This is a genomic window from Vibrio gangliei (assembly GCF_026001925.1).
Classification (GTDB): Bacteria; Pseudomonadota; Gammaproteobacteria; order Enterobacterales; family Vibrionaceae; genus Vibrio; species Vibrio gangliei.
In genome coordinates this window covers 303,456-326,743 of the sequence record NZ_AP021869.1, presented here as the reverse complement: position 1 = coordinate 326,743, position 23,288 = coordinate 303,456, and the positions used below count along the sequence as shown (strand labels likewise).

19 protein-coding genes are annotated in these 23,288 nt (G+C 42.0%); 11 read left to right on the top strand and 8 right to left on the bottom strand.

Annotated features, from left to right (window positions below):
• Window positions 1–63: 63 nt before the first annotated feature.
• The 5 genes from gpmM (at window position 64) to Vgang_RS01480 (ending at window position 5,111) form a co-directional block, all read left to right on the top strand.
• Window positions 64–1,608 (top strand): 2,3-bisphosphoglycerate-independent phosphoglycerate mutase, encoded by a 1,545-nt coding sequence (gene gpmM, locus Vgang_RS01500; protein WP_105902557.1) that lies wholly within the window; start codon window positions 64–66, stop codon window positions 1,606–1,608.
• Between the two features lie 137 nt (window positions 1,609–1,745).
• Window positions 1,746–2,921 (top strand): murein hydrolase activator EnvC family protein, encoded by a 1,176-nt coding sequence (locus Vgang_RS01495; RefSeq protein ID WP_245879938.1) that lies wholly within the window; start codon window positions 1,746–1,748, stop codon window positions 2,919–2,921.
• Window positions 2,922–3,080: 159 nt separating this feature from the next.
• Window positions 3,081–3,338: a hypothetical protein gene (locus Vgang_RS01490; RefSeq protein WP_105902558.1), complete on the top strand. Its 258-nt coding sequence runs from the start codon at window positions 3,081–3,083 to the stop codon at window positions 3,336–3,338.
• A gap of 8 nt (window positions 3,339–3,346) precedes the next feature.
• Window positions 3,347–4,045 (top strand): cache domain-containing protein, encoded by a 699-nt coding sequence (locus Vgang_RS01485; protein WP_105902559.1) that lies wholly within the window; start codon window positions 3,347–3,349, stop codon window positions 4,043–4,045.
• Window positions 4,046–4,082: 37 nt separating this feature from the next.
• On the top strand, window positions 4,083–5,111 hold the full coding sequence (locus Vgang_RS01480) for a sensor domain-containing diguanylate cyclase (protein WP_105902560.1): 1,029 nt from the start codon (window positions 4,083–4,085) through the stop codon (window positions 5,109–5,111).
• A gap of 94 nt (window positions 5,112–5,205) precedes the next feature.
• Here the strand turns inward: Vgang_RS01480 and Vgang_RS01475 are convergent, their stop codons facing one another.
• From Vgang_RS01475 to wecA, 5 genes are all read right to left on the bottom strand, one after another.
• Complete coding sequence (locus Vgang_RS01475; RefSeq protein ID WP_245879939.1) at window positions 5,206–5,541, bottom strand: type II toxin-antitoxin system RelE/ParE family toxin; 336 nt, start codon at window positions 5,539–5,541, stop codon at window positions 5,206–5,208.
• The gene (locus tag Vgang_RS01470) at window positions 5,531–5,800 is read right to left on the bottom strand and encodes a type II toxin-antitoxin system Phd/YefM family antitoxin (RefSeq protein WP_105902561.1); all 270 of its coding nucleotides are present in this window, start codon (window positions 5,798–5,800) and stop codon (window positions 5,531–5,533) included. Before Vgang_RS01470 ends, Vgang_RS01475 begins: the two co-directional genes overlap by 11 nt.
• 217 nt (window positions 5,801–6,017) lie before the next feature.
• The gene (locus tag Vgang_RS01465; protein ID WP_105902562.1) at window positions 6,018–6,983 is read right to left on the bottom strand and encodes an acetyltransferase; all 966 of its coding nucleotides are present in this window, start codon (window positions 6,981–6,983) and stop codon (window positions 6,018–6,020) included.
• A gap of 101 nt (window positions 6,984–7,084) precedes the next feature.
• A complete protein-coding gene (locus Vgang_RS01460) occupies window positions 7,085–8,251 on the bottom strand; it encodes a nucleotide sugar dehydrogenase (protein ID WP_105902670.1) in 1,167 nt (388 codons plus the stop codon).
• 110 nt (window positions 8,252–8,361) lie between these two features.
• The gene (gene wecA / locus Vgang_RS01455) at window positions 8,362–9,504 is read right to left on the bottom strand and encodes a UDP-N-acetylglucosamine--undecaprenyl-phosphate N-acetylglucosaminephosphotransferase (RefSeq protein ID WP_211294048.1); all 1,143 of its coding nucleotides are present in this window, start codon (window positions 9,502–9,504) and stop codon (window positions 8,362–8,364) included.
• Between the two features lie 630 nt (window positions 9,505–10,134).
• On the opposite strand from wecA, the gene Vgang_RS01450 reads away from it, so the two are divergent.
• The 5 genes from Vgang_RS01450 (at window position 10,135) to Vgang_RS01430 (ending at window position 17,519) form a co-directional block, all read left to right on the top strand.
• The gene (locus Vgang_RS01450) at window positions 10,135–11,382 is read left to right on the top strand and encodes a polysaccharide export protein (protein ID WP_105902672.1); all 1,248 of its coding nucleotides are present in this window, start codon (window positions 10,135–10,137) and stop codon (window positions 11,380–11,382) included.
• 85 nt (window positions 11,383–11,467) lie between these two features.
• The gene (locus Vgang_RS01445; RefSeq protein WP_105902563.1) at window positions 11,468–11,911 is read left to right on the top strand and encodes an arsenate reductase/protein-tyrosine-phosphatase family protein; all 444 of its coding nucleotides are present in this window, start codon (window positions 11,468–11,470) and stop codon (window positions 11,909–11,911) included.
• Window positions 11,912–11,979: 68 nt separating this feature from the next.
• On the top strand, window positions 11,980–14,169 hold the full coding sequence (locus Vgang_RS01440) for a polysaccharide biosynthesis tyrosine autokinase (RefSeq protein WP_105902564.1): 2,190 nt from the start codon (window positions 11,980–11,982) through the stop codon (window positions 14,167–14,169).
• 232 nt (window positions 14,170–14,401) lie between these two features.
• Entirely contained in the window at window positions 14,402–15,307 is a 906-nt protein-coding gene (locus Vgang_RS01435; protein ID WP_105902565.1) for an excinuclease ATPase subunit, read from the top strand.
• A gap of 85 nt (window positions 15,308–15,392) precedes the next feature.
• Window positions 15,393–17,519 carry a YjbH domain-containing protein gene (locus Vgang_RS01430; protein ID WP_245879940.1) on the top strand — a complete coding sequence of 709 codons (2,127 nt, stop codon included), beginning with the start codon at window positions 15,393–15,395 and terminating at the stop codon, window positions 17,517–17,519.
• Window positions 17,520–17,935: 416 nt separating this feature from the next.
• Here the strand turns inward: Vgang_RS01430 and Vgang_RS01425 are convergent, their stop codons facing one another.
• From Vgang_RS01425 to Vgang_RS01415, 3 genes are all read right to left on the bottom strand, one after another.
• Window positions 17,936–19,381: a sucrose-6-phosphate hydrolase gene (locus Vgang_RS01425; protein WP_105902566.1), complete on the bottom strand. Its 1,446-nt coding sequence runs from the start codon at window positions 19,379–19,381 to the stop codon at window positions 17,936–17,938.
• On the bottom strand, window positions 19,378–20,337 hold the full coding sequence (locus Vgang_RS01420) for an aminoimidazole riboside kinase (RefSeq protein WP_086960294.1): 960 nt from the start codon (window positions 20,335–20,337) through the stop codon (window positions 19,378–19,380). Before Vgang_RS01420 ends, Vgang_RS01425 begins: the two co-directional genes overlap by 4 nt.
• A 179-nt stretch (window positions 20,338–20,516) precedes the next feature.
• Window positions 20,517–21,956 (bottom strand): sucrose-specific PTS transporter subunit IIBC, encoded by a 1,440-nt coding sequence (locus tag Vgang_RS01415; protein ID WP_105902567.1) that lies wholly within the window; start codon window positions 21,954–21,956, stop codon window positions 20,517–20,519.
• A 235-nt stretch (window positions 21,957–22,191) separates the two neighbouring features.
• On the opposite strand from Vgang_RS01415, the gene Vgang_RS01410 reads away from it, so the two are divergent.
• The gene (locus Vgang_RS01410) at window positions 22,192–23,178 is read left to right on the top strand and encodes a LacI family DNA-binding transcriptional regulator (RefSeq protein ID WP_105902568.1); all 987 of its coding nucleotides are present in this window, start codon (window positions 22,192–22,194) and stop codon (window positions 23,176–23,178) included.
• Window positions 23,179–23,288: the final 110 nt, after the last annotated feature.

Genomic DNA, 23,288 nt, shown 5'->3' with positions numbered 1-23,288 from the left:
GTGTAGTAAAATTACGCTCAGGTAAGATTTTAAATTCTTTGTATTTTTAAACGAGGTTTGAACATGTCAAATAAGAAGCCAATGGCTCTAGTGATCCTTGATGGTTGGGGTTACCGCGAAGACAACAGCGACAACGCTATCGCTAATGCCAACACACCTGTATTAGACGGTTTGTTTGCTAACCAACCTAATACCTTAATTTCAGCTTCTGGCCTAGATGTTGGCCTACCTGACGGTCAAATGGGTAACTCAGAAGTAGGCCACACTAACATCGGTGCCGGTCGTGTGGTATATCAAGATCTGACTCGTATTACCAAATCTATCGCTGACGGTGAGTTCAAAGAAACGCCAGCACTGGCGAACGCTATCGACAAAGCGGTCGCTGCTGATAAAGCGGTTCACATCATGGGTCTTATGTCTCCAGGTGGCGTACACAGCCATGAAGATCACATCTATGCAGCGGTACAAATGGCTGCAGAGCGTGGCGCTAAGAAAGTATATGTTCACGCTTTCCTAGATGGCCGTGATACTCCGCCACGTAGTGCGAAAAACTCTCTTGAGCGTTTCGCTGAACTATTTGCACAACTGAACCTAGAAGAAGGCCGTATTGCGTCTTTAATCGGTCGTTACTTTGCAATGGACCGTGATAACAACTGGGATCGTGTGCAAAAATCTTACGACTTGTTAACTCAAGCGAAAGCAGAATTCACTTTCGACTCAGCGGTTGAAGGCCTAGAAGCAGCTTACGCTCGTGAAGAAAATGATGAGTTCGTACAAGCAACTGAAATTCGTAGTGAAGGCCAAGCTAGCGCAGCTATCGTTGATGGTGATGCCGTGATCTTCATGAACTACCGTGCTGACCGTGCGCGTGAAATCACTCGTTGTTTCGTGCCTGATTTCGCTGGTTTTGAACGTGAAGTTTTCCCAACTATCGATTTCGTAATGTTGACTCAATACGCAGCGGATATCCCACTATTGTGTGCATTCCCACCAGCATCTCTGGACAACACTTACGGTGAGTGGCTATCGAAATGTGGCAAAACTCAGCTACGTATCTCTGAAACAGAAAAATACGCACACGTTACTTTCTTCTTCAACGGCGGCGTTGAGAACGAATTTGAAGGCGAAGAGCGCCAACTAGTCGCTTCTCCTAAAGTTGCGACTTACGATCTACAGCCAGAAATGAGTGCACCTGAGTTAACCGACAAACTGGTTGCAGCGATCAAGTCTGGCAAATTCGATACCATCATCTGTAACTACCCGAACGGCGACATGGTTGGCCACACTGGTGTCTATGAAGCTGCGGTGAAAGCTTGTGAAGCGGTTGACGAATGTATTGGTCGTGTCGTTGAAGCAATCAAAGAAATGGATGGCCAACTACTTATCACGGCTGACCACGGTAACGCGGAAATGATGATCGACCCTGAAACCGGTGGCGTTCACACTGCACACACTAACCTACCAGTACCACTTATTTACGTAGGCAACAAAGAGTTAGAATTCAAACAAGGTGGTAAGCTATCGGATCTAGCGCCAACCATGCTTGAACTAACCGGTATGGAAATCCCAGCAGAAATGACAGGTCAAGTGATTGTCAATCTGAAATAATTGGGGCAATTTCCCTATCAATTGTATGTTTGTCTGATATATCATTAAACGCTATCAGATTTCATACAGTTTTGAACGAGGCTCATCGCCCAATCGGGTATTTATGGTGAGCCTCATTGTTGGGAAATGTTTCATCTATGACAATGACTCAGTCACCATCGACTTTAAGCGCCAGCGTACGTTTTTCGTTTTCACGATTACTTCACTCTGGCGCTTTTCTCTGGGCGCTATGTGCTAGCCTCCTCATCATCACGAGTACTTCACAAGCCGCGACCAAAGACGAATTGAAAGGCGTTTCTGCTGAGATCTCTCGTCAAACCTCTTCTATTAGCAATCAACAAAAGAAGCTCAACCAACTGCAAAGCGACTTGAAAACCCACGAAATTGCTATCTCTAAATTAGGGCAAGATATTCGTAAAAATGAAAATGAGTTATCGAAAGTCCAATCAAATTTGAATGAGCTAAAGGCGCAAAAACGTCAACTTGAGCAAAAGAAAAAACAACAAACCGAAACCCTTGAACAACTGATCAAAACTTACTACCTCACGAGCCGTAGTAATAATCTTCCGCAAATCATTCAAGGCGGAGATGCTGAAAAAAACGACCGTATTAGCCAATACTTCCAACACCTTGCTAAGGCCCGCACCGAAGCGATTGAAGCCCTAAGTCTGACCCAACAACAATTGACAGAAAAACAACGACAACTGTCTGAAGAAGAAAATCGTCAAGCGAGCTTATTGGCTGAGAAAAAAGCCAAACGAAATGACTTATTAAAAGCGCAGAACCAGCGCAAAGGCACCGTAAACCAAATCCAAAGCAATATTCGCAGCAATCAAAGTAAGCTAGCGGAACTGCGTCGTAATGAAAACCGTTTGAAAGCGGAAATTGCGAAAGCGGCCAAGCGTAATATTTCGCCAATGAACGGACTGGGTTCGTATCGAGGAAAGCTACCTTGGCCATTACAAGGCAGCGTATTGCATAACTATGGCACATCACAAAGTGGTCAAATTACCTGGAAAGGCATGGTGATAAATGCCAAGCAAGGTGAAGCGGTCAAAGCCGTACATTCAGGAAAAGTAGTGTTTGCCGAATGGCTTCGTGGTTACGGTTTGGTGATCTTAATCGATCATGGTAAAGGCGATATGACCCTATATGGTTATAACCAAACGCTGCTGAAAAAAGATGGCGACGTAGTGCGTGAAGGTGAAACCATTGCTCTTGCCGGTAATACCGGAGGTCAATCTCGCCCTTCTTTGTATTTCGAAATTCGCCGCAATAGCCAACCACAAAACCCTAGAAGTTGGTTGAAGTAGTCGCTTTTATATAACAACCATAAATAAACACAACGGGAGATAAGCTAGCTCCCGTTTTTATCCTACCTTTATCATGTTTTCTATGCTTGAAAGTGTTTTTATTTTAAATTCAAATAACTTTATATCCATTTATGATCACCGCATAGGATATGCAAGCAGATGACAGTGAACGTTGTATCAACCGACTCCTCTATCGATGAACTTCATCTACTGCAAGATGATCCCAACTTAGCTCGCGCCATCGTGACTCGCTTTGCGCTCGTATTCACTTTGTTTCTCGTGATCTTTACTGCGCTCACCATTGCTGTTTATCAAGAGTACACCGCCAATTTAGAGCAAAAACTGCTTGCTCAAGAAGAAGCCTTTGTGACTTCATCTAGTAATGTGCTGCAAAAAGAAATGCATACCCTTTGCTGATCTTAAACATGACGTCAAAATCTAAAGTGCTGTCTGACTACCTAGAAACCGGTAACGAGAAAGACAAAGCCGGCTTAGTGAGTTTATTTAAAAACCTAATCATGACCTTTCAAGATTACGATCAAGTCCGTCTACTCGACTTAGATGGCAACGAAAGGATCCGAGTTGACCATACAGAACGCGGTAAATCGAAACTGATCACAACCGGCTTACAAAGTAAAAGAGAACGCGATTACTTTCAGCAAGCACTCAAGCTCAAACCACAGGAAATTTATGTCTCTAAGATGGAACTCAATGTCGAACATGGTAAGGATGAAGTACCCCACTTGCCAACCATTCGCTTCATTACCCCGATCTTTAATACCAATGGGGAAAAGCAGGGGGTACTGATATTAAACTACGATGCTAGAGAATTACTGCAAAATTTTCGCCATCAAATCACCTTGCGCTTTAATGGCCAAGGCATGCTGATCGACCCGCAAGGGTATTGGCTTAGTAATCACGTTCGCAGTAATGAATGGGGCGCCGATTTAGGTCATCCTGATCATCACTTTAAACAAACCTACCCTAACGCTTGGCCGACAATTTCATCTCACGATAGTGGCACTCTGAAAACGCCTAAAGGTCTATTCCGTTATCAGGCGATCTTTCCATTAAACTTCAATAAATTGAAAGCCCACAAAATCAGAGTATTCGCATCAATTTGATATAACACAAAACTCAATTAGCAATACCAATTGGAAAATGGTGATTTTTCTTCCTAACGACACCATTCATGCCCAGTCCTTTTTCTACAAGCCTGGTGGGCAGGTCATCATCGCGATATTGGTTATCTCAATTGCAGCCATTATGTTGCTGTTAATTACGTTATCGGAACAACGAAAATCTCGCGAGAAAAGAAACCGTAAAATAAGCGCGGAAATGAAAGATCTTTATGAAAATGCGCCATGTGGCTATCACTCTCTTAATTCTGATGGCACCATTACGCGCATTAACAACACAGAACTAAACTGGCTTGGCTATTCACGTGAAGAAGTGATTGGTCATTCTTACAAAAAGTTTTTAACGCCAGCAAGCCAAGTAATATTTGATGAATTTTTATCTACCTTGCTCAACAATCAAAATATTGAAGGTACGGTACTGGAAATTCAAACGAAGAGTGGCAAAACCTTCTTTGCTTCCACATCCGCTGTTGTGCTACTCAATGAAGGTAACTTTGCTTTAGCACGAGCCTCAACTTTTGATATTTCAGATCGTATCAAGTTAGAGAAACGATTAGAGTTTTTAGCTAATACTGATGTCCTTACAGGGATCAGCAATCGACGTCATTTCTTTGAACAAGTCGAGCCACTATTTACATCAAAAGTGCAGCAACCGATGTCATTGTTGATGATAGATATAGACTATTTTAAAAAGATAAACGATAACTATGGTCACGATGCCGGTGATGAAGTGCTCAAACAAATCGCCAAAATCATTAAGAAACAGCAACATCATACCGATATCTTCGCACGCTTTGGTGGTGAAGAGTTCGTCATATTCACGAAACAACCTATAGGGCAGGCGGCAGAGTTGGCAGAAAGAATTAACCAATGTGTGGCTGGCTCGCCAATTAAAGTCACCTCAACTCTGACATTACCTGCAACGCTCTCTATCGGTGTAGCTTCTTGCAAAGCACCGGAATGCGATATTGATGACATATTGAAACAAGCCGATATTGCCTTATACAAAGCGAAAGAAAATGGCAGAGATCGGGTGGAAGTGGTGAGATAGGAGTAAAGTCCCTAGACCTAGATTCTGGTTCCTAGGAAAAGCAAACAGCGATCGCTTTGCTCTTCCACGAAACACGCGCTATTCGTAGCAATCTTTAAGCTTTCAAAAGCAAACAATAATGAACTAACAGTTGCTCTAGATCCTGCTTTTTCTGGGCTATAAGGTCTACCACAACCCTCTCACCTTTAATGCGGTAAAGGACTCTAAAGTTATTAACGTGAAATTCACGAAACTCAGTAACACCTAACTCGAGTAAAGAAGGTGAAACACTGACAGCAAAAGGATCGACAGAAATAATTGACTCAAAGCGCTCAATCACTTCCTCCACTCTTTTAATCACCGATACTTCATCCGAGAAATCCGACAAGTATGAAATTAAGTAATCTAATAATTGCTCAAAGGTTTGAGTATAGACAACCTCAATCTTCACGGTTTCTTTCCGCTACATTCTGTTTACGCTGAGCAAGCTTCTCTTTTAATGATTGGCTAGAAAGAACTTTACCCGACAGTTCATCTTCAACCGAAAATGAAAGTAACTTCAACATCGCGACCGCTTCATCTCGTCGTTTTCGAGAAGCATAGCTTTCAATCACATAGGTCGGCACACCATTTTGCGTAATGCACATAGGTTCATTGAGCTCTAAAGTAGCCGCATTCTTTTTAAGATAACTTAACGTTTCAGTCTTCATATTACCCACCTTTTAGTGAGCTAAATATAGTTCATAAAAAGACCGATAGCAAAGGCTGTCGCGAGATCCGAGTGCGCTTCGTGTTTCGAGTAAAAGATCACTGAATCTCGTGGCCCGCTACAATCTTTTCGGCCCCCGAGTGAAACGTACTCGACACTCGGCTCTGACTTTTACACATTTTTACGCTATTCACACCCCGAAACCCGCCACTATATTCTCAGCACTTATACTGTCCAGCCATCACCTGAATAAATCGCTCCAGCTCTTCAACTGGTAACGCATTGATCCCCGCAGCCGCACGTCTTCCACCACCAGTTGCAAACTGATTGCACACTTCATCTGCCCCTTCACGGCGATTTAATGGTGCTCTCACACTCACGGTATAAGAGCTTTCATCTGTATTTAATGTCAGCACAGCACACGCTTTATTCGGCTCTTGATTGGCAAGTTGATTACCAAAAACGCCACTAATACGACGAGCCCAGGCCGCATTAGGCAATAAGTACACTTGGTAACTTTCTTTATTTAAATACGGAGATATCGAAGCTAATTGCTGGTGATCGGATTGATACCCTGAACGCAAAGAATAGAAAAGAGAAGACGTATCTTGCTGAAGTAAGAACGGGTCGGGAAAATTGAGTAATGTGCGAAACACATCAACAGGTGCAATATGCAAGTCATCCAAATTTGCACCATAACCATTGTAATTGAGTAGCGTGCCAAGTTCTTTTAAAAAACCAACTTGAGAATCGCTAAGCCCCGATTGCTCAGACAAAGCTAACGCCCGTTTTGTCATATTGTCGCCAAACGCACCGGCAATGGCCCAAGCCTGAAACTGCCCTTTTAAATGCTGATTAATCAACAAACTCGTGCAGATTTCTGAATCAAGATTAATAAGAGGGGTTAGATAGGGAGATTGAGGAATATCACCACTTTGATGATGGTCGCAATAAAAAACACAAACGCCCTGCTCTAATAATGACATTAAAGCAGGACGATTTTTATCCAGCGATATATCCAGCACAGTAACCGAACTCACATCGCTTTGCTCGGCAACTTGAGAGAGCAATTGAATATCACGCTTCACACCCGTGATCAGCTTACTTGGTTTCGGCTCTGCCAATCTCAACTGTAGTAGCGCTATGATGCCATCTGCATCACCATTGAATACATCGTAATGCATGAAAGTCCTTTTCCATCAAACCGCGACTTGTATCTCGACTGCTTCGCTCCTCGTCTTTCGAGTAACGAGAAGCGTAGCGCCCTAGACTCGAGAAACGTCTATCAGTCCGACCCAAACAAATCGCGAGTGTAAACCTTATCCGAGACATCAGATAGTTCATCCATCATGCGGTTGGATACAATCACATCGGAGATTTGTTTAAACTCATTCAGATCACGGATCACGCGAGAGCGGAAGAAATCATCTTCTTTCAGCACTGGCTCATAAACCACAACCTCAATGCCCTTCGCTTTCAAACGCTTCATGATGCCTTGAATACTCGATGCACGGAAGTTATCGGAGCCCGCTTTCATGATTAAACGATAAACGCCCACCACCTTTGGGTTGCGCTTGATAATAGAGTCCGCTACAAAATCTTTACGAGTACGGTTAGCATCAACAATCGCACCAATGATGTTATTCGGTACAGAGTGGTAATTCGCAAGCAGTTGCTTGGTATCTTTCGGCAAGCAGTAACCACCATAACCAAAAGATGGATTGTTATAGTGGTTACCAATACGCGGATCTAAGCCAACACCTTCAATGATCTGACGAGCATCAAGACCATTCACTTCCGCATAAGAATCAAGCTCATTGAAGTAAGCCACACGTAAAGCAAGATAAGTGTTTGAGAACAACTTCACCGCTTCTGCTTCGGTAGAATCAGTAAACAAAACTGGAATATCTTGCTTAATTGCACCTTCAACCAGTAAATCGGCAAACACTTTAGCGCGCTCAGATTGCTCACCGACAATAATGCGAGACGGGTGTAAGTTATCAAATAGCGCACGACCTTCACGCAAAAACTCAGGTGAAAACATCAAATTATCACATTGCATTTGCTGTTTAATCTCAGCCGTGTACCCAACAGGTACCGTGGATTTAATCACCATCACTGCATTCGGATTGATAGCCATCACATCACGGATCACCGCTTCAACCGAGGAAGTGTTGAAGTAATTAGTTTGAGGGTCATAATCGGTTGGAGTGGCAATCACCACATATTCAGCGTCTTTGTATGCGGCTTCTTTATCTAAAGTCGCAGTAAGATTCAGCTCTTTTTCCGCTAGAAATTGTTCAATTTCAGCATCGACAATCGGTGATTTTTTATTGTTAATCATCTCTACTTTTTCAGGGATGATATCGAGCGCAACAACCTCATGGTGTTGAGATAAAAGAACGGCATTTGAAAGGCCTACATAGCCAGTACCCGCGATGGTGATTTTCATAATTTTCTCAATCAATAAAAACAATACGACCTTTAGGTTTATCATTGATAAACCTAAAGGGATTAAATATAAACTAACCGGATTTGAGGATCTTTCACAACCCCTAATCCCTATAAGGAGCTCTTATAGTTACCTTTATTTGCAGATAACTCTGGATCGTTAGTATGAGTTTCAAGGTTAAACCAAGCTCTTAACTTCGCAGTAACTTTCCATACATAAGAAAGCAATAAAGCATACACACCAAAAAGAGCTAAGAAAGCGTAAAACATCACAGCTTCCGAGATTTGCATCACTTCACCATAAAAACCAAATCCAGCGAATAATGCAGCCAAGCCACAGATAGCTAATAACGTTTGAGTAGGAGAAAGTCCTAATCGTTGGAAAATATGGTGAAGATGTTCACGGTCTGGTTTAAAAGGAGAATCTCCTCGACGAATACGTCGTATCATAATCGCCGCCATATCCATAAGTGGAATGGCAATAAACCATAAAGCAGTAACTGGTCTAATTAGTGGTTCAGGGCTTATTTGACTGGTGCAAAGTAAAAGCCAGACCACCATGAAACCAATCATCATACTGCCTGCATCACCCATGAATATTTTATACTGACGCCCAAAGACCCCTAAATTAAATAAAACATACGGCAACATGATAACAACAATAAGAAGTGCAACATAAGCGGTAGTTGAGCGTCCCTCAGAAAAAAGCAACATAGAAATAGAGCCGAATGTCACCATGGAAAGACCACCTAGTAATCCATCAATCCCATCAACCATGTTGAAAGCATTAATAGCACCTACCACAGCAAAAATAGTGATCAAGTAACCGACCCAGCCTAAATGGATATCACCAAAACCAAGGATATTCCCTAAAGAATGCAACTTCACATCAGCAAAATACATCATGGCCAATGCTAGAGCTCCTTGCACAACAAAGCGTATTTTAAAGCTGATATCAAACTTATCATCTAATGCGCCAACAATAAGAAGAAGAGCAATAGAGGCAGCAAAATGATAAGAGTAAGGAACAGATGTTGGGTTTAATAAAAGATAGTATAAAAAAGTGACCCCAACGGAGATCCCTCCGACTAACGGAACTGCACCCTCATGGTTTTTTCGCCCAGAAGGCCTGTCGACTAAATCGATCTTTTGGGCAATCTTTCTAAAAAAGAACAACACGACAAAAGATAAAAAGAACATCAGTATTAATTCAGTTGAAATCTGGAGCAAAATATTATCCCTATATTCATCCATATTATTCGATAAGCCAGTTTCTAAGAGTATTGCTACCAGCTAGTTTAATTGCACTGCTCGAAACACAATCAAAGATAACTCAGCTCACATAGTAGTTCCAAGTGACGACAGAGCTTTTGACTGGTTTACATTATATCCAATGACTGTAGTTTTTCTTTTACAAATTGATTACTTTTCTACTTTAAATCTCACGCCAACCATCATTGTTTAATTATCATACAGCTAACTATCCAATAGTGGAGAAACATCATGTTTATTCATCAAAAATTCACAAAAAAAAACATCTGTTATTCAAACGAAAACACATTCACCCCACTTATATACCAATCAATCTAGTAAGACTCAAGAAAAATCAGCGCCTTTACAAGCTCACTTAACCCATTGTAAAAACGAGCAACACAAACAGAATCTAGACAAATAGTTACATGGGGATATCTACTTGTTTATTTATCTTATTAGTTCGAGTATTATCGATTTGCAGAATATTTGTACGCATGATATTCGAAAGCTTTCCAACTAAAAACCGCTCATCCATTTTGGGGCGAGAATACCGATAAACTGGTGATGGTTTTATTTGTTTTAATTTGATGACTAGTTGCAACCGCTAGACAAGAACACACGATGGACCGTATGAAAATAACGAAAAAATCACTCCCGCTAATCTTAGCTAGCATATTGCTTTCCGGCTGTACTATGCCAGGCTCCCATTTAAGTCTTTCAGGTAAAAATGTTGTAGAACCTAGCACAAATTCAGACTCTTCAAGTGATGAATCAGATGATGACATTTCAAGTAGAGTCAATGTTTATAAACTGTCACCAAGTACGGTTGTTGGATTTAAATCATCACAAATCTCATCTCGTAGTAATCCAACCCTTGATGAGCAAATCGCCAAATACAAATATTACATTGGTCCTGGCGATATTCTAAACATTACCATTTGGGATCACCCCGAGTTAACCATACCAGCTGGCTCATACCGTAGCTCAAGCGAATCAGGTAACTGGGTTCACTCCGATGGCACTATTTTTTACCCTTATATCGGCACCGTTCATGTTGAAGGGAAAACCGTTACTGAAATTCGTGATGAAATTGCTTCTCGCCTAGCGAAATATATTGAAAGCCCTCAAGTCGATGTCAATGTTGCCGCTTTCCGAGCACAAAAAGCTTATGTCACGGGTGAAATCAAACAACCTGGACAGCAACCTATTACCAATGTGCCGTTAACCATTTTAGATGCAGTTAATCGCTCTGGTGGTTTAAGTCCTGATGCTGACTGGCGCAACATTACATTGACTCGTAACGGCCAAGAAGAAAGCATATCTCTTTACGCGTTAATGCAGCGCGGCGATCTAACTCAAAACCGACTCTTGCAAAATGGTGACATCATTCACGTGCCACGTAATGATGGTCAAAAAGTTTTCGTTATGGGTGAGGTTAACGAGCCTAAGCTCCTGAAAATTGATCGTTCTGGTATGAGTCTCACTGAAGCATTAAGTAGCGTTGGTGGCATTAACCAACTTGATGCCGATGCTACCGGTGTCTTTGTCATTCGCTCAACGAAAAATGATGCAACCCCGTCTTCGGTCTCGTCAGCAAACCAGTCGGAGGGTTCTCAAACAACATCTGTTGAGCCAGAAACATCAGAAAAAGACCAAACGCAAGAAAAACCACCGATTGCGAATATCTATCAATTGGATATCAAAGATGCGACTGCGTTGGTCATTGGTACAGAATTCCAAATGCAGCCTTATGATATTGTCTATGTGACCGCCGCGCCTATTACGCGCTGGAACCGAGTTATCATGAAACTATTACCAACAATTAATGGCTTCAATAACCTATCTGAAGGTCTGAACTACTACACTGACTTGAAATAGTAGATCTAACCACTAGGGCTATGTACGATATATTTCGCCACAGGCCCTTTTGACTTTGGCCATGATATGACGTTGATGGAAAAGTATGTTTGAAAAAATTCTTGTCGTGTGTGTAGGCAATATCTGTCGCTCACCGACTGGAGAAAGGTTACTCCAAAAACATTTACCGCATAAGCACATTGCCTCAGCAGGTATCGGAACAGAAAAAAGTGGACTATCAGGCAAACCAGCAGAGAGCAACGCATCCGAGTTAGCCAATGAGCATAGCCTTTCATTAGAAGGACACTGTGCACAACAGCTTAACCGAGCTCTTTGCCAAGAGTATGACTTGATCCTCGTGATGGAGAAAAGGCACATTGAAGCCGTTTGTCAAATAGCACCAGAGGTAAGAGGGAAAACTCTGTTATTTGGGCATTGGTTAGATCAAAAAGAGATCCCCGATCCTTATAGAAAAAGTCGAGAAGCATTTGAATATGCGTTTGATTTACTCGATAAAGCCGCCAAAAGTTGGGCTGAAAAAATAAAATAATACTCATTGGCTTCTTAATAAGTGAGCCAGTGACTTACTATTCACCTTGATTAGCAGTTGGAATACACATGAGTGTAAATAGCAGCACACAAGCAAAAACAACCGGACAGACCGCCAGTAGCCATAGCGACGTTATCGATCTTGGAAAACTGTTTGGAATTTTACTGGATCATAAATGGTTTATCATCATCACCACCTTCATCTTCGCAGTACTCGGTGTCAGCTATGCCCTTTTGGCTACGCCTATTTATAAAACCGATGCCCTCATTCAAGTTGAACAAAAAAGCACTGGCCTGCCTGCTTTAAATAGCGACATGACGGATCTTTTTGATACCGAGTCGCCAGCAGCCACCGAAATAGAAATCTTAAAATCTCGTATGGTCTTAGGTGAGACGGTCGATAATCTCAATTTAACCACCGTCAGTAATGCAAACCATTTTCCTGTTGTAGGTAAAGGCCTTGCAAGATTATTAGGCGATACTCAGCATATCAAGATCAGCCGTTTCGAAGTACCTGAAACAGAAGAGCCTCAAGCCTACACTCTAACGGTAACAGATCAGGAGCAAGGATTATTCACTTTATCAGATGGAAACGAACACCCCATCCTTGAAGGCAAAGTCGGTGAATTAGCCAAAGGAAAAGGCTACCAACTTTTTGTTGTTGATATCGAGGCAAATACCGATGATAGCTTTACCATTGCAAAAGTCAGCCGTTTAGATGCTATTCAAGACTTACAAAATAACTTATCCGTCAGTGAGCGCGGTAAGCAAACCGGTATTTTGCAGTTATCACTTACGGGTGAAAATCGAGCGGATATTCAAGCTATTTTAAATGATATTAGCCAAAACTATTTCATGCAGAACGTTGAGCGTAACTCAGCTGAAGCAGAAAGTAGCTTAGCGTTTTTGAAAAAGCATTTACCTTCTGTAAAAGAGAAATTAAATACAGCAGAAGATAAATTAAATCATTACCGACAAGCGAATGAGTCTGTTGACCTTACAATGGAAGCACAGTCTACTCTAAATGTAATGGTATCGTTAGAATCTCAACTCAATGAACTTACGTTTAAAGAAAGTGATATTTCAAAGCTCTACACCAAAAATCACCCTGCATATCAATCTTTATTGGCTAAGCGTAAAACCTTGCTAGAAGAAAAAGCTCGCTTGAATAAACGTATTGAGAAATTACCTAAAACACAGCGTGAAATCCTACGCATGACGCGTGATGTTGAAGTTAACCAGCAAATTTACGTGCAACTACTCAATAAAGTTCAAGAGCTTAATATTGTAAAAGCAAGTACAGTTGGCAACGTTCGTATCATCGATGGTGCCCAGAGTTTCTCACAACCAGTAAAACCGAAAAAACCTTTAATTGCCGTTTTAGCAACTTTACTAGGTGGGATGATTTCAGTTGCTCTAGTACTCCTAAAAACGGCTATGCATAGAGGGATAGAGTCAGCAGAAGTTATTGAAGAGATAGGCCTTCCTGTTTATGCATCAGTTCCTCTATCTCAATGGCAGGAAGAATTAGAGAAAAAACAAGAAAAAAGAAAGAAACAACTTTCTATTGAGCAATCTTTGTTGGCAGTTTCACACCCAACTGATTTATCGATTGAGGCTCTTCGCAGCCTAAGAACCAGCCTCCACTTTGCAATGATGGAAGCAAAAAATAATATATTGATGATTTCCGGCCCTAGTCCTTCATTAGGAAAATCATTTATATCAACGAATATGGCAGCAGTTATTGCTCAATCTAATCAAAGAACACTATTGATTGGTGCTGATATGCGTAAAGGACATATACATAAAACCGTTAATTGTAATATATCCCCTGGCCTATCTGATTTCTTAAGTGGACAATCTAGTATTGAAGATATTATTCAGTCATTACCCATAGATAACTTAAGTTGTATTAGTCGTGGTGAAATACCACCAAACCCTTCGGAGTTACTGATGCATCCTAGGTTAGGTGAATTACTTGAATGGGCTTCAAAGAATTTTGATTTCGTCCTCATTGATACACCGCCAATATTAGCTGTAACTGATGCTGCGATTATTGGCAGACATGTTGGAACATCATTGATGGTTGGACGCTTTGAAAGAACAACTGTCAAAGAAACTGAGTTAGCGCTACAACGATTTGAACAAAATGGAATAGAAATAAAAGGCTTTATACTTAACGCTATAGAGAAAAAAGCTGCTGCAGCCTACGGAGGTTATGGTTACTACCATTATGAATACAAAAGTGACAAAGCATAAGCTAATTGTTCGTGGTATTAAAAATAGCACGAACATCACTTTAAGTTCATATATTTGTAACTATCCCATTGGTTGGATACTAAAAGCATTCATACATCAAATATTTTACAACAAAAAACCGTTGCGCTATTTACAATATTCCAAAAAATACACTAAAGTATGTAGTTGTATATTGTTCTAGATGCTTAATCACATCTATACACTTTAATTTGAAAATGTTTATGAGGTAAGGATGAAAAATCATAAATCGAAAATTTTAGCATTGTGTATCACCAGTGCATTGCTATATGGTTGCGGTAGTGATAGTGATGATTCAAGCTCTAACACTATGGAAGTTCAGGCTTATGATGGCCCAGTACGAGGCATGATTGCTAATTATAGCTGTGATGATGACTCAACAGGAACAAGTAAAGCAACCGATGATGATGGTATTGCAGTATTATCAGGCACTTTTGCCGATGCACCAGAGACATGTTCAATCACTTATACCGGTAATAGTGATGCGGTCGATATGGAAAATGGCCGTGATATGTCTGGTGTAAAATATTCAGCTCCTAAAGGCTTATTTACAAAAGGAGAACCAGCAACAGTATCTCCTCTAACATCTCTAATCGATAAGCAATTAAATGGTGCAACATACGATGAGTCAACGGCGCAAGAAGTACTAGCTAGTCTTGGTTTAGATGAAATTGCTAATAATGGCATATCCATTAAAGAGTTACTTTCAGATACGGAAGCTTCCGTGAGTAAGTTGAAGGAAAGCAATAAAACTTTATTCTCTAAGCTAGCTGCGACTAAAATGATTTTATCCGATGCTGTGAATGCACTACCAGATGCAGACCCAAGCAAAATTGCAGCCGTGACTAAAAAGCTCTCTGAAACCTTAGTTAAAAATATCCCTGAGTTCCCTATTAATGATTCAGGTAAAGAAATTGTTGTTAATCTAAAAGAAAAGTTAAAAGAATCAGGCTTTGCCGATAAAGTTGAATCCGGTGAAATTTCTGACGAAGATATTGAGCAAGCTCTAGAAGACAATATTGCCGACGCAACTAAGCCTGAACCAAGTAATCCTGACACCCCTGCGACAGGTGGAACTGGTGGGACAGGTGGAACAGGTTCTACCGGTACTGGCGCATAATCCCCCCCACTCATTTTAATAACATCAACGCCGCACTATTTATGCGGCGTTATTTTCTTTCACTGCATACTGACAAGGAAAGCGTATGGTCATGCAGGTTATTTCAGAGAGATCCGGTCTTCTCTCTCCAATAACGCTATCACTAGCACTGTTATTCACATCTGACTCCATAGCTGATACAACATTCATCAATTACGGTTCGGTCCAACCTTTAGCATCACATCAAAGTTTCACAGGCTTAACCAATACCCCTAACGCCCAAGTTGTACAAACTGGCGATTTTAGTTTCTATTATGGTCAAGGCGTTCCTTACCGTCAGGGTATCGGTGATTTAGATAACTGGGTTGGCAGCTTTGGACTATTTCCAGGTCTAGAAGTCGGTGGTCGTGTGGTCACAAAAACTTATGACTGTAACATTTATACTGAGTCTGGCTGCGGTATACGTGATCTCTCTGCCTCAGCCAAATACCAACTTCCTTTTATTTATGACTACACCGGCTTCAATCTAGCCATCGGTGCTCAAGATATAGGTGGCGCTGCCAATAACTTCCAAACAACGTATATTGTTGCCGACAAAGCCTTCGAGTTTATACCTATGCGTATCAGCGCCGGTTACGGACAATCTAAGATCGCATCAGGCATTATGGACGGCCCATTTGGTGGCGTTGAAATCCAACCACTGTCATTTTTGCAGCTAACCGGTGAATACGATGCTACTGAGTTTAACTCCAGCATCAAAGCCATGACACCTGAAGGCCTGTTGCCTTACGATATTCAAGTCAGCGCTAATTACCAAATTTATACGACTCGAGAAGATACCGATCATGATATTTGGGGGGTCAATGTCACCGCGCCAGTAATGGGATATCAAGACTCTCTGCCGTATCGCTCTAACGATGATAAAAAAACCTCTCCGCAAGACTTAATTGGCGCAGAGCTTTCTACAGCAGACTCAGCGAGCCTCACCCGGCTGACAGCCGTACTAGAAAAAGAAGGGTTTGTTAACATTCAAGTTGGTAAGCGTGGTGAGACCATTATTGTCGCTCTTGAAAACCGTCGCTATAACCGTAACCAAATGGACGGTGCTGGTGTCGCCTTGGGGCTCATTACCGCCAACACCGGGCAAGCATTAAAAGACAGTTTAGATATCCAAACACCGGAAACCACGGTTAACTTGGTTATGCTTAGCAATGGCATACCGATGATGTCAATATCAACTGAAGCCCAATGTTATCGTGAATTTTTAACCACCGGTATCCAATGTAAGCAACTTAGCTTTTCTACAACTGCGCTCAATCACGCCCTCGATAACACCGCATGGCAGCACCATAAAATCAACTCAGGTGTTGGACGAGCGCAAGTGATCGTTTCCCCTGCTACTCGCTACTCACTAGCGACTGAGTATGGTGTTCTTGACTACTCTTTAGCACTCGCGACCAATGCTTATGTGCCTTTATGGAAAGGTTTTGCTGTTGATGTACGCTATTTATTACCGATTGATAATAGCGACGATTATGAAGAAGGCCGTATTTGGGGCAATAACCAGTTTGACAATGAAATCGATCGCGCAGTTGTACACCAAGCATTTCGTCTACCTTTCAACATGATGACCCAATTCTCTGCTGGCTATGTTTATGGCGGTTATTTGGGTGGCGCCAATGAAACCACTTGGGTATCGCCTGAAGGCTATCACTCTGTCAGCTTTCAAGCGAGTCAGTTCACCTACAAAGATGATACGGATGAATATGGTAATGTCATGAAAGATAGGAGCACTTTACTTGGCACTTATTCCTTATCCATCCCACAATTTAATTGGCAACTCGACTTAACCGCTGGCGAATTCTGGCAAGGAGATCGTGGGGTTCGCGCCACCACCAACCACTGGCTAGGAGATGTAAAAGTTTATGCCTCTTACCTAAACAGTGAAGATGAGCAATTTGTTACCGCAGGCGTGTCCTTCCCTCTGACCTTCTGGCGTGACATGAAACCTGGCTATGTCCAATTACGAGGAACCGATGAGTTCAATCTTTCGGTTCAAACCCGTATTGGTGAAACGCATAACCAGCTCAACACAGGTCTAGGCGCCTCATTGGACTTCCAACATAACTTAACAAGGCAGTACTATAATCGTGACCGCTTTACGCCAAGCTACTTTGCAAGCAATAGCATGCGATTAAGAAATGCTTATTTGAGGTACTTGGAAGAAAGGTAAAGTGAAATTTTAAAGGCGTCATTTTTGTTAAAATGGCACCTTTAGTGACTAACTGCTGAGCAAATAACCTATAAATATTTATCTTTGGTTCTTTTTATCCCATTTATCGGCCACGATATACATTACACCGAAAGCGATAAACAAAACGGTAATACCAATGAGTAGTGGTACGAGACCATTTGCAAGATTAATCATATCGACTCCAACCTAATGCACAACAGTATAGTCTCATTCAATACTATAGTTTATCGTAACGATAATTACTAAAGATAAAAAGTGTAGAGTTAACGATTTACCTCATCTGTAGATTTAATCTAGATACTCTCGGGATAAATTTGAGTCATCAGAAACTGGCACGATTGCTCGAGATCAAAGGTCTGAATCATCTATAAGATGAGCAATATTATTGTAACAACTCAGTCATTAACCCCTTGAATTGGGCACATCGTATGGTAAACAGTTTTTACACCACCAGTAATGGATAATACGTTCAAATTATCAATAAAGAATCGGCTAGTCATTGTATGCTTACCGCCATTGATAAAGATCTCGATCACTGACCTATCGACATAAACTTCAATGGTTTGTTTAGTGCTCAACCTCGGTACCTTTCTCATTGTTCCAAACTTTTTCGCATAGAGTTGAGACATTTTACTACGGTCAAGAATGAACTCCTTTTCTGTAGCCCTGAACACGATGTTATCGCCCGCAGCATTGGAAAGTGTTAACTCAAAGTCGTCAATTTCTGTTTCAAGTTGAACCATGAAGCTGGTTGTATCCAATTCAAGCTCGCTCTCAACAGCAAAAGCTTCACCTTGCAACGCTTTCACTTCAGGTAAAACCGACTGCACCAGATAGCCACCTTGAATATGAAGCTCACGTGGTAAAGACAGCATGCCCTCCCACTGATTCTTGTTAGATGGTGTATTAATATCAGGTAAGCCAACCCAAGCAATCATAATACGACGACCTGTATCATCTAAATAAGTCTGTGGGGCATAAAAATCGAAGCCATAATCTGGCTGAGCGATGTCTTGGTGGTTTTCCAATTCCACAGAGTCTAGATTTAAGCGCTCACCTATAATATAAGCTACAGAATATATATTTTTGAAATCGTATGAATTTTTACTCGATACACCTTGTGGAGAGAACAGCATCACCGACTGGTTATCTATTTCAAAAAAATCTGGGCATTCCCACATATATCCAAGCTTGTTATAACGAGTTTGAATAGGGCCTTTATGTTGCCAATTAATCAAGTCACGACTGCTATACAAAACCATTGAACCGATCTCTTGAGGAGTTTGAGCTCCCACAACCATCAAATAATCATCCCCCTGCTTCCATACTTTTGGATCGCGGAAATGTTCGGTGTAATGTTCGTTTTCGATAACAACACCGTGCTTTTCTATTTTACCGTCGCCAGACATCTTGGCTAAACATTGAGTTGGAATTCGTAACCAATGTTCATCACGCTTGTTACCAGTAAAGAACAACAGTACATGATCCTTTTCAACCAACGCACCACCAGAGTAAACGCCATGAGAATCGTAATCTTGGTCCGGGTGTAGGCCTATGCCGTGGTCTTGGAAATGAACGAAGTCTTTGGTTGAAAGGTGGTACCAGTACTTCATACCATGGACAGGGCCAACTGGCGTCCATTGGTAAAATAGGTGGTGTTCACCATTAAAGAAACACAGACCATTCGGATCATTAAGCAGACCAAACTTAGGCGCAACATGGTAGCTTGGATAGCCAGAGTCTTGTTTGCGAAGCTCTACCATCGCATCAATACTCTCTTGAGAAATATCTTCTATACGACGATATCTTTGCTCTACTGTCCAGTTCGAGTTCAAACTCATACGCTCTCCTCTACGGCATTCGTATTTGAAGAGTTTTTTTGAATAAACTGAGTTAGAGCTTCTTGCGTTGGAAGTGCGGTCATTGCGCCTTTTTGCGTTGTCGCCAGTGCACCACACCCATTCGCCCACTGAATTGCAGAATCGACGACTTGTTGATTGTTCCACTCATCATGTTGAGAAAGCTTTGCAAGCAAGCCGCCAACAAAAGCATCGCCTGCACCTGTGGTATCCACTGGCGTCACTGAGCGGCCTGAAATCAACACACCTTGGTTTTCAAATACTCGCCAAACGCCTTTCGCGCCCTGCGTAACCAAAACAAGCGTGTTGTTAAGATCTGCAATGTTAGCCAAGCCTTGTTCCATCGAAGTTGAATCGGTTAAGAAGTCCAGTTCTTCTTCTGAGAATTTAACCACATCCGCCAACTCAACCGCTTTCATGACCACAGACTTAATTTCAGATGGGTTTTGCCACACTTCATCACGAAGGTTTGGATCGAAGCTGATGTAACCGCCCACGGCTTTCATGCGTCGGATGGCTTCGAAGGTGCTGCTTCGGCTTGGTTCATTAGCCAAAGAGATTGAGCAGACGTGCAGCCACTCGTTTTTCTTAAATTCGGGAATGTCTGCAACAGACATAAACTGGTCGGCACTTGGTTTAACCATGAACGTAAAACTGCGCTCGCCTTGGTCATCAAGATCAACCACCACGGTTGATGTGCGTTGTTCAGGGTCCTTCACCAAGCGATCGGTATTCACACCTTCCTTTTGCAGAGTCACTTCCATAAAAGTGCCAAACGGGTCGTTACCCACTCGGCCGAAAAATGCGCTTTTGCCTAAAAGGCGAGAAATCGCTACCGCGACATTAGCAGGAGCACCGCCCGGACATTTCAATAATGTCGAGTCAGACTCCGGAATGAGGTCGACGACGGCGTCTCCAGTTACCCAAACTTGATTCATCTTTCTTACCTTAAAACTGAAAATCATGACAACCGAAAGCAGTAGCAACCGAAAGCAAGGTGAAACTTCACGCTGTCATGTAAAAATATAAAAAGGCTAGCTAAGCCAAATCACCTAGCTAGCACCCCAAAGCTTAGGAAATGAAGTGAAAAGGGGGGCTTCACTTCTAGGGATAAACGTTAAGCTGTTGTTTTAATGTTTTGCTTGCTGCTCTCACGCAAACCTAAAACAAAGGTCAGAGCAAAGGCAGTCACGAACGCGATAATCATACCTACCACGTAGTAACCAATTTTTTCCGGCGATATTGAGATGATGCCAGGAATACCCGCCGCACCCAGTGCTTGTGCTTTCACATTGAACATAGTGATAAACGCGCTTGAAACCGCAGCTGCACAAACCGCAGCAATGAATGGGTAGCGAAGCTTCAAGTTCACACCGAACATTGCAGGCTCAGTAATACCAAGCAAACCGGTCACACCAGAAGGAATCGCGATACCTTTCATTTTCTTATCTTTACTCATGAAACCAACCGCCAGTGCCGCTGCACCTTGTGACACGTTAGACATCGCCGCGATAGGGAAGATAAACGTACCACCAGTTGTTGCAATATCCGCAAGCAACTGAGTTTCAATCGCGATAAAGCTATGGTGCATACCAGTAATAACAAACGGCGCATAAATCAAACCAAACACCGCACCGCCAATGAAGCCAGCACTGTTGTATAACCAATTTAGGCCGTCACCAAGCAGGAAGCCGATATCACGAGTAAATGGACCAACAATCGTGAATGTTAACAAGCCAGTTATGAAAATCGCCAATAGCGGCGTTAGCAAGTTATCCAGAACCGAAGGAATAACTTTACGCAGCCCAAGCTCAACTTTCGCTAGAATAAACGCAGAAACAATAACTGGTAGTACAGAACCTTGATAGCCCACTTTTTCGATTTCGAAACCTAAAATGTTCCAAACGGGAATACTGCCCGATACCGATGCGCCACCGAATCCCCAGCCATTAAGTAGGTCTGGATGCACCATTAACATACCTAAAGCTGCACCAAGGTATGGGTTACCTCCAAATTTCTTACTCGCTGAAAATGCTAATAAAATAGGTAAGTATACAAAAGGAGCATTAGCAAATGTATTGATCATGTTTGCTAAGTCGTTCAGGCCAGGATTAACATCAATTAAAGATTTACCATCCATGAACAAGCCTTGAGCCGTCAATAGGTTATAGATACCCATCAACAAACCACCCGCGACAATCGCCGGAATGATTGGGACAAAAATATCAGACAGCCCTTTCACCGCGCGCTGCAGGATATTTTGGTTATTAGCGCCCGCTGATGCCACATCATTGGTCGACATTTCCGTCATTTCAGTTAGCTTAGCCAGCTCTGTATAAACTTGGTTAACGATGCCAGAACCAAAGATGATCTGATATTGACCTGCTACTTTAAATTGGCCCTTGACCCCTTCTAAGTTATCAATTGCCTGCTCATCAATTTTATCTTGATCTGCAACAGCAAGGCGCAGACGAGTCGCACAGTGCGCGAGCGCAGTGATATTACTTTTCCCACCTAACAGAGAAAGCAGCTCTTTTGCTATTTTCGGATAATTCATTACATACCCCATTGGATTATCATTCTAGTCTTGAACATTCTCGGGAACGTTTGCAAAAAGAAATTCTGCCTAGAAGCAGCAAATGATCAAATATAATGACTCAATACTGTGAAGATGATCTTAAAATTATCTATCTAGGTTCAGAATAGGGGGTTAAAATCTCCTAATAACAAGCAGATTTGATACTCTGTTTGCAAACAATCCCAAAACTAAAAATACGAATGGATAATCAATAATGGCTAGTCTTCATGATGTCGCTCGACTCGCTGGAGTTTCCAAGTCGACGGTCTCAAGAGTAATCAACGATGAGTATGGCGTAAAAGACTCGACTAAAATAAAGGTTCGTAAAGCGGTTGAAGAGTGTGGATATCTCCCAAACCAAGTCGCTAAAGACTTAAAGTCTCAGAAAACCAACCTAGTTGGCGTCATTGTTCCTAGAGTTTCCTCCCACGCCACCTCTCAAGGTGTCGATGGTTTAACCAAAGTATTAGAGCAAGCAGGCAAACATGTTTTATTAGCAAGCACACACCAAACACACCACAAGGAACTTGAATATATTCAAATATTTAACCAGAAACGGGTTGAAGGTATCATTCTGTACGCGACCCACCTTGACAATAAGATCGTCAAAGCAATTAAAGGCTCTGCAGTGCCAGTTGTATTAGTCGGTCAAGACGGTTCAATGTTTGACATCCCAAGTGTTGTGCACGACGACACTAGAGTAGGGTTTGAAGCGGGTAATCGCCTCATCGAGAAAGGTTGTAAGCATATGGGGTTTATTGGTGTACAAGGCGATGATATTGCAGTTGATAAAATGAGATCTGAAGGCTTCACTCAGTCTCTTCAATTCAACAACCTCACACTGCAATTTCACACACGTGGTGACTTCACCATAGAGTCAGGCTACAAGTTGACTAAACAGTCTTTAACTAACTATCCCAAGCTCGATGGCTTGTTCTGCGCAACGGACCGTATTGCAATCGGTGCGATCAGAGCAATTCAAGAAGCGGGCCTCGTTCCAGGAAAGGATGTCTTGGTACTCGGCGTGGGTGATGATGAACTTGCTTCAGTATGCACACCAACGCTGTCTACGTTTAACTATGCGTTTGATAAAGCGGGAGAAAATGGAGCCAAGCTGCTACTCGACCGTATTGAGAAAAAAGGCTTTGAAATGAGCAAGATGGTGTTGACCTTCACCACTATTGACCGAGAGTCTTGCTAGCGATTTATTTCAGAGATCAGGTTATCCCAAGATAAAAAATGCCAACCTTCGAGTTGAAACGATAAGGTTGGCATTTGGTGATGCGACTATCACATCATGAGTAACACTCT

Excerpts from the sequence above, each read along its gene's own strand:
- gpmM (WP_105902557.1), top strand. The coding sequence starts at position 64 with ATGTCAAATAAGAAGCCAATGGCTCTAGTGATCCTTGATGGTTGGGGT.
- Vgang_RS01495 (WP_245879938.1), top strand. The coding sequence starts at position 1,746 with ATGACAATGACTCAGTCACCATCGACTTTAAGCGCCAGCGTACGTTTT.
- Vgang_RS01490 (WP_105902558.1), top strand. The coding sequence starts at position 3,081 with ATGACAGTGAACGTTGTATCAACCGACTCCTCTATCGATGAACTTCAT.
- Vgang_RS01485 (WP_105902559.1), top strand. The coding sequence starts at position 3,347 with ATGACGTCAAAATCTAAAGTGCTGTCTGACTACCTAGAAACCGGTAAC.
- Vgang_RS01480 (WP_105902560.1), top strand. The coding sequence starts at position 4,083 with ATGGTGATTTTTCTTCCTAACGACACCATTCATGCCCAGTCCTTTTTC.
- Vgang_RS01470 (WP_105902561.1), bottom strand. The coding sequence starts at position 5,800 with ATGAAGACTGAAACGTTAAGTTATCTTAAAAAGAATGCGGCTACTTTA.
- Vgang_RS01465 (WP_105902562.1), bottom strand. The coding sequence starts at position 6,983 with ATGCATTACGATGTATTCAATGGTGATGCAGATGGCATCATAGCGCTA.
- Vgang_RS01460 (WP_105902670.1), bottom strand. The coding sequence starts at position 8,251 with ATGAAAATCACCATCGCGGGTACTGGCTATGTAGGCCTTTCAAATGCC.
- wecA (WP_211294048.1), bottom strand. The coding sequence starts at position 9,504 with ATGGATGAATATAGGGATAATATTTTGCTCCAGATTTCAACTGAATTA.
- Vgang_RS01450 (WP_105902672.1), top strand. The coding sequence starts at position 10,135 with ATGAAAATAACGAAAAAATCACTCCCGCTAATCTTAGCTAGCATATTG.
- Vgang_RS01445 (WP_105902563.1), top strand. The coding sequence starts at position 11,468 with ATGTTTGAAAAAATTCTTGTCGTGTGTGTAGGCAATATCTGTCGCTCA.
- Vgang_RS01440 (WP_105902564.1), top strand. The coding sequence starts at position 11,980 with ATGAGTGTAAATAGCAGCACACAAGCAAAAACAACCGGACAGACCGCC.
- Vgang_RS01435 (WP_105902565.1), top strand. The coding sequence starts at position 14,402 with ATGAAAAATCATAAATCGAAAATTTTAGCATTGTGTATCACCAGTGCA.
- Vgang_RS01430 (WP_245879940.1), top strand. The coding sequence starts at position 15,393 with ATGGTCATGCAGGTTATTTCAGAGAGATCCGGTCTTCTCTCTCCAATA.
- Vgang_RS01425 (WP_105902566.1), bottom strand. The coding sequence starts at position 19,381 with ATGAGTTTGAACTCGAACTGGACAGTAGAGCAAAGATATCGTCGTATA.
- Vgang_RS01420 (WP_086960294.1), bottom strand. The coding sequence starts at position 20,337 with ATGAATCAAGTTTGGGTAACTGGAGACGCCGTCGTCGACCTCATTCCG.
- Vgang_RS01415 (WP_105902567.1), bottom strand. The coding sequence starts at position 21,956 with ATGAATTATCCGAAAATAGCAAAAGAGCTGCTTTCTCTGTTAGGTGGG.
- Vgang_RS01410 (WP_105902568.1), top strand. The coding sequence starts at position 22,192 with ATGGCTAGTCTTCATGATGTCGCTCGACTCGCTGGAGTTTCCAAGTCG.